We start from the raw sequence: 5,939 nt of genomic DNA, 5'->3' as shown, positions 1-5,939 counted from the left end.
ACGGTCACCGTGACACCCGGGTCGCGGGCGGTGTCGAAGGTCGGGCGCAGCCGCACGGTGAGACCGTGCCGCTCGGCCAGCCTGCCGACCACGAAGAGACCCATGTGCCGCGCGGTGTCGGGCCCGGGCTCGGCGGTCTGCTCCAGTCGCCGGTTGATGTCGGCCATCTCGGCGGGCGGCATGCCGATGCCTCGGTCGGCCACCTCGATGAGCATGCCCTGGTCGTGCGCCTGCGCGAAGGTGAACTTCACGTCGGTCTCCGGCGGGGAGGCACGCAGCGCGTTGTCGAGCAGCTCGGCGAACAGGTGCGCCATGTCCGAGGCGGCGGGCTCGACCAGCGAACCACGCGGCGTCGCACCCAGTTTCACCCGCTCGTAGTCCTCGACCTCGGAGATCGCGGCGCGCAGCACGTCGGCGATCTCGACGGGCGCGGACTTGGCGCGGCGCTGCCTGGTGCCGGCGAGGATGAGCAGGTTGTCGCCGTTGCGCCGCATGCGCGCGGCGAGATGGTCGAGCCGGAAGAGGTTCTCCAGCAGGCGCGGATCCTTCTCGTCGTACTCCATCGCCTCGATCAGGCTGAGCTGATGGTCGACGAGCGACTTGGACCGGCGGGCCAGCGTCTCGAACATGTCGTTGACCTGTGAACGCATCTGCGCCTGGTCGCTCGCCAGCCGCAGGGCCTGGCCGTGGATGTCGTCGACGGCGCGGGCCAGCTGGCCGATCTCCTCGGTGCTGCGCACCGGCATCGGCTCGAGCGGAACCTCTTCGGGCGAGGCGCCGTTACGCAGCTGGGCGACCTCGTGCGGCAGGTCGCTCTCGGCGACGCGCAGCGCGGCCAGGCGCAGCCGGTGCAGCGGCACGATCATCGAGCGCGCCACGAACACGGCGAGCAGCAGCGCGGCGAGGATGGTGGCGATGACGACCGCGGTGTAGGTCCATGCGTCCCGCTGAGCGGTGGACACCAGGGAGTTCATCGCGCTGTCGATGTCCTTGGTCGCCCGGCTCACCACGAGTTCGTAGACCGCGAGGCTGTCGGTGAGCGACTTCTTCAAATCGCCGACGGGGATCTGACCGGCCTGTGACTGCGGGCTGTTCAGCAAGGCCACGCGGGTGTCGATGCCCGCCCGCAGGTCGGCGATGGAGGTGTCACCGTCGGGGAATCGATGCGACAGCACGTTGAGCAGCGAGCGCTCGGTGTTGGCCGCGGTGAGGAAGCCCGGCGTGCCCGCCTTCGGGTCCTTCAGCACCTCGGGGAACGCGGCGACCTCGCCGACCAGCGTGGCACGCGTGTTGAGCGAGTCGACGAGGCGCAGCTTGGCGGTGTCGACGGCGGTGTCGCTGACCTGGCCGACCGTCGTCTCGACGATCCGCACGCTGTCGTTGCGCACCCGGTCTATCAGGCCGATCGCGTCGGAGCTCGGCCCGGTGCTCACCGCCTTGCCTTGCTGGCGAACGGCTTTCGCCTGGTTGAGCATGCTGTCCAGGGCCGCGCGCGCGCCGGGTACACCGCTGAGCTTGTCGGCGGCCTTCTCCGCGTTCGCGATCGCCTTGTCGAGATCGGCGAGGTTCTGATCCGTCACCACGGACACGTTCGGCGCGATGGCGATCATCTGCGAACCGACGGTCGTCGCCGTCTGCGCGCTGAGCGCCGTGACGGCGGGGATGGCCCCGACGTTCTCGGCGACGTCGGCGAGCCGACCGGAGTTGGTGAACTCCGATGAAATCCTGGACACGCCAAGGCCTACCGCGACCGCCAGCGGAACGGCGAGAACTGCCGTCACCTTCCAGCGCAGGTCCCAGTTGCCGAGCGCCCAGCGCCTTCTGCCGGACCTAGCGGCCTCACGCATCTCCCACTCACTTTCCAAACTGGCCCCAACCACGCGCCATCAGCGAACCTCCACACGCATACTGGCTCGACAGGCGGAGCTGGCCGAGAACTGCGGCTGGCCGAGAAATTGCGTCTACGACGGCCCAAATAAGTGACATCAGATTCTAACGGATCAATAACTTCTTGGGTGACTCCGAGTAAGCATGCGCCCCTTGACCTGGCCGTTCCAGGCAAAACCAAAGGTCACAACACCCACCCGGGCGTCGCGTGAAGTCTGCCACAATCAACCAGATCTATCGAGGCGGGCATCGAGGCGAGGCTAGGGAGTCACGGGTTTGAACGTGCGGCACGAGTACCGACCGGTCTATCAGACCAGCCTGGTCGACCCCGCCGAGTTCTGGGCCGGGGCGGCTGAAGCGATCGACTGGGTGGTCCCACCGACCCAGATCCTGGACCCGGCCGCTCGCCCGGTGGCCAGGTGGTTCACCGACGCTCGCCTCAACACCTCCTTCAACGCCCTCGACCGGCATGTGCACGGCGGCACCGCGGCGGAGGGGGGCCTCGCGAATCAGCCCGCCCTAATATACGACTCCGCTATGACCGACGCCAGAGGCGTTTTCACCTACGCCGAACTGCTGGACAAGGTAGCCGAATTCGCCGGTGCCATGGGCCGTTTGGGCGTCGTCGCAGGTGATCGCGTCATCATCTACCTGCCGATGATCCCCGAGGCCGTGATCGCCATGCTGGCCTGCGCGCGGATCGGCGCCGTGCACTCGGTGGTGTTCGGCGGCTTCGCCGCGCCCGAGCTCGCCGCCCGCATCGACGACGCCGAGCCGGTGTTGATCATCACAGCCTCGGGCGGCCTGGAGCCGGGCAAGCAGCTCGAGTACCCGCCGATCGTGTTGCGGGCCTTGGATCTCGCCGAGACCACCGCGCCGCGCACGGTGATCGTCAAGCAGCGCCCGCAGTTCCCGACGATCCACTTCTCCGCGCCGCAGGCCGCGACCGAGTCGCTGCCGAGTTCGGCGCAGACCGTCGCCGCCCAGTGGCTCGATTGGGACGACGCCGTCCGTGACGCGCCGCGGGCCGATCCCGTCCCGGTGGCCGCCACCGATCCGCTCTACATCCTCTACACCTCCGGCACCACCGGGAAACCCAAGGGCGTGGTGCGGGACAACGGCGGACACGCGGTCGCCCTCGCCTGGTCCATGCGCAATATCTACGACGTAGGTCCGGGCCAGGTGATGTGGACCGCCTCCGACGTCGGCTGGGTCGTCGGGCACTCCTACATCGTCTACGCGCCGCTGCTCGTCGGCGCGACAACCCTGCTCTACGAGGGCAAACCGATCGGCACCCCGGACGCGGGCGCGTACTGGCGGGTGGTCGCCGAGCACAACGTGCGGGTGCTGTTCACCGCCCCGACCGCGCTGCGCGCGATCCGCAAGGCCGACCCGCAGGCCGAGCTGGCGCACCGCCACGACCTGTCGTCGCTGCGCGCGCTGTTCTGCGCGGGCGAGCGACTAGACCCCGCGACCTATGCGTGGGCCGACGAGATCCTGCTCGCCGATCGCACGGACTGCCCGGTCGTCGACCACTGGTGGCAGACCGAGACCGGCTGGCCCATCTGCGCGAACCCGCTCGGCCTGCAACAACTTCCGATCAAGGCGGGCTCGGCGTCGGTGCCGGTGCCCGGCTACCGCCTGCGCGTGCTCGACTCCGAGGGCAACCCGGTGGCGCCGAACACCGAGGGCAACATCGTGATCGGGCTTCCGCTGCCGCCCGGCACGCTGACCGGCCTGTGGAACGACGACGAGCGCTACAAGCGTTCGTATCTGTCCGCCTATCCCGGCCACTACCTCACCGGCGACTCGGGCTACTTCGACGAGGACGGCTACCTGTTCGTGCTCGGCCGCAGCGACGACGTGATCAATATGGCCGGTCACCGGCTGTCGGCGGGCAGCATCGAGGCGGCCATCGCCGGTCACGAGGCGGTCGCCGAGTGCGCGGTGATCGGGCTGCCCGACGAACTCAAGGGGCATCGGCCGCTGGCCTATGTCGTGCTCAAGTCCGGCGTCGAGGTCGACCCGGCGCGGCTGCGCGAGGAGCTGATCGAGCGGGTGCGCGACCAGATCGGCGCGATCGCCACGCTGCACGACGCGGTCATCGTGTCCGCGCTGCCGAAGACCAGGTCGGGCAAGATCCTGCGCAAGACCATCCGCCAGATCACCTCCGGCGACGCCTACGAGGTGCCGTCCACCATCGAGGATCCCGCGGTGCTCGAGGCGCTGGAGGCGCAGATACACGCGGCCGTGACCGTGCCGGCCGCGACGGATACCGGCCAGGTCACGACCCCCGATATCGGCTCGCCCGCGTAACCGCTCACGCGAAATCGTTCGTCCCGCTTAGGGATTGGCGCATGCTCAGAGATTCCTCAGAAAACGCTCACACACGTGCCAGTGCGGCGGCCTAGCGTCGAGGGCGCTAGGCAGTAACCCCTCGACGAACTGGAGTCACACCATGAAGCGTTCCGCCGTCGCCACCCTCGCCGCGGGCGGACTGGCCACCGTCGCCGCCTTCCTCAGCCCGGCCCTCGCCTCCGCGGGTCCGATGGAGCTCGCGGGCCCGCTGCTGAACTCCGACTGTTCCTTCGCCCAGGTCGACGCCGCACTGCACGCCAAGGCGCCGCAGCTGGCCTCGATGCTCGACTCGAACCCGGCGCAGAAGGCCGAACTGCAGCGCAAGTTCGACCAGCCGGTCGAGCAGCGGCGCGCGGAGCTGCAGCGGGCCATCGACGAGAACCCGCAGGCGGCGCAGGACGCCCAGAACGACCCGCGCTACGGGCAGCTGCGCGACACCATCCAGGCCGTAGCCGACTCCTGCCACAACTACTGAGTAGCGTCGTTCCCCGAGCCTGATCTGAATACGCGGAGAGGCAGGGAGAATGGCTGAGGTGGGAACTACCCCGACTGTCCTCGTCGTCGATGACGACGAGGACGTCCTCGCGTCGGTGGAGCGCGGGCTGCGGCTCTCCGGTTTCCACGTGCTGGTCGCCCGGGACGGCGCGCAGGCGCTGCGCAGCGTGAACGAGCACGCGCCGGACGCGATCGTGCTCGATATGAACATGCCGGTGCTCGACGGCGCGGGGGTGGTGACCGCGCTGCGGGCGATGGGCAACGAGGTGCCGATCTGCGTGCTCAGCGCGCGGGCCTCGGTGGACGATCGCATCTCGGGGCTGGAGTCGGGCGCCGACGACTATCTCGTGAAACCGTTCGTGCTCGCCGAACTCGTGGCGCGGATCCGGGCGCTGCTGCGCAGGCGCACCGACACCCCGGCGTCCGCCACGCCGGGCGCGATCACCGTCGGCCCGCTCGAGGTCGACGTCGCCGGCTACCGCGCGCTGCTGCAGGGCAGCGAGATCGAGCTCACCAAGCGGGAATTCGAGCTGTTGTCCACGCTGGCGCGCAATGTCGGCGTGGTGCTGAGCCGGGAGCGGCTGCTGGAACTGGTGTGGGGCTACGACTTCGCGGCCGACACCAATGTGGTGGACGTCTTCGTCGGCTATCTGCGGCGCAAGCTGGAGGCGGACGGCGCGCCCCGGTTGCTGCACACCATCCGCGGGGTCGGGTTCGTCCTGCGGGCGCCCAAATGACGCAGGCCGCCGCGCCGAAATCCCGACGGCGGCGGGCCTTTTCGCTGCGCACCAGGGTCGCGGGCGCGGCGGCGGCCGGCGCGATCGTGATCGTCTCGGTGATCAGCGTGATCAGCATCCGCGCGATCGAGCGCAACAACGTGCAGCAATCCGATCAGCAGTTGGCGCTCGCCGCGCGCATCGTGCTGATCGAACCGGTCACCGCAGTGTGGCTGGTCAGCCTGACCGGGCTGAACAACGACATCGCCGTCACCGTCCGCGACGACGGCACCGTCAAGTCGAGCACGCCGACCGAATTGCCCGATCTCCCACCGGGTTCGCGCACGCTCTCGGTCGGCGGCACGCCGTACCGGATCCTCTCGACGACCGAGAAACAGCCTGCGGGCCGGGTGATCTCGATCGGCATCCCCGCCGCCTCGGCGGCCGCGGCGACCGCCGACCAGCGGCGCTGGGTGCTCGGCG

The 5,939-nt window shown here is 69.3% G+C and carries 4 protein-coding genes and 1 pseudogene; 4 read left to right on the top strand and 1 reads right to left on the bottom strand.

The window, feature by feature from the left end:
* Positions 1–1,847, bottom strand: a 1,847-nt coding sequence (locus ON39_RS04085; RefSeq protein WP_218006151.1) for a sensor histidine kinase, incomplete at its 3' end; no start/stop codon positions are given.
* Positions 1,848–2,163: 316 nt separating this feature from the next.
* Here ON39_RS04085 and ON39_RS04080 point away from each other — a divergent pair.
* The 4 genes and pseudogenes from ON39_RS04080 to ON39_RS04065 all read left to right on the top strand — a co-directional run.
* Entirely contained in the window at positions 2,164–4,203 is a 2,040-nt protein-coding gene (locus ON39_RS04080; RefSeq protein ID WP_040731091.1) for an AMP-binding protein, read from the top strand.
* Positions 4,204–4,345: 142 nt separating this feature from the next.
* On the top strand, positions 4,346–4,720 hold the full coding sequence (locus ON39_RS04075) for a hemophore-related protein (protein WP_040731090.1): 375 nt from the start codon (positions 4,346–4,348) through the stop codon (positions 4,718–4,720).
* A 49-nt stretch (positions 4,721–4,769) separates the two neighbouring features.
* A complete protein-coding gene (locus tag ON39_RS04070) occupies positions 4,770–5,477 on the top strand; it encodes a response regulator transcription factor (RefSeq protein ID WP_040731089.1) in 708 nt (235 codons plus the stop codon).
* Positions 5,474–5,939: pseudogene (locus ON39_RS04065) on the top strand (sensor histidine kinase); the annotation flags it as partial. The gene ON39_RS04070 and the pseudogene ON39_RS04065, both read left to right, overlap by 4 nt.

It is taken from the genome of Nocardia tenerifensis NBRC 101015, from assembly GCF_000308715.1.
GTDB classification, from domain to species: domain Bacteria; phylum Actinomycetota; class Actinomycetes; order Mycobacteriales; family Mycobacteriaceae; genus Nocardia; species Nocardia tenerifensis.
The sequence above is the reverse complement of the archived record's forward strand: the minus strand, read 5'-3'. Positions and strand labels throughout refer to the sequence as shown.

Coding starts and splice junctions, on each gene's coding strand:
- ON39_RS04075 (WP_040731090.1), top strand. CDS start 4,346: ATGAAGCGTTCCGCCGTCGCCACCCTCGCCGCGGGCGGACTGGCCACC.
- ON39_RS04070 (WP_040731089.1), top strand. CDS start 4,770: ATGGCTGAGGTGGGAACTACCCCGACTGTCCTCGTCGTCGATGACGAC.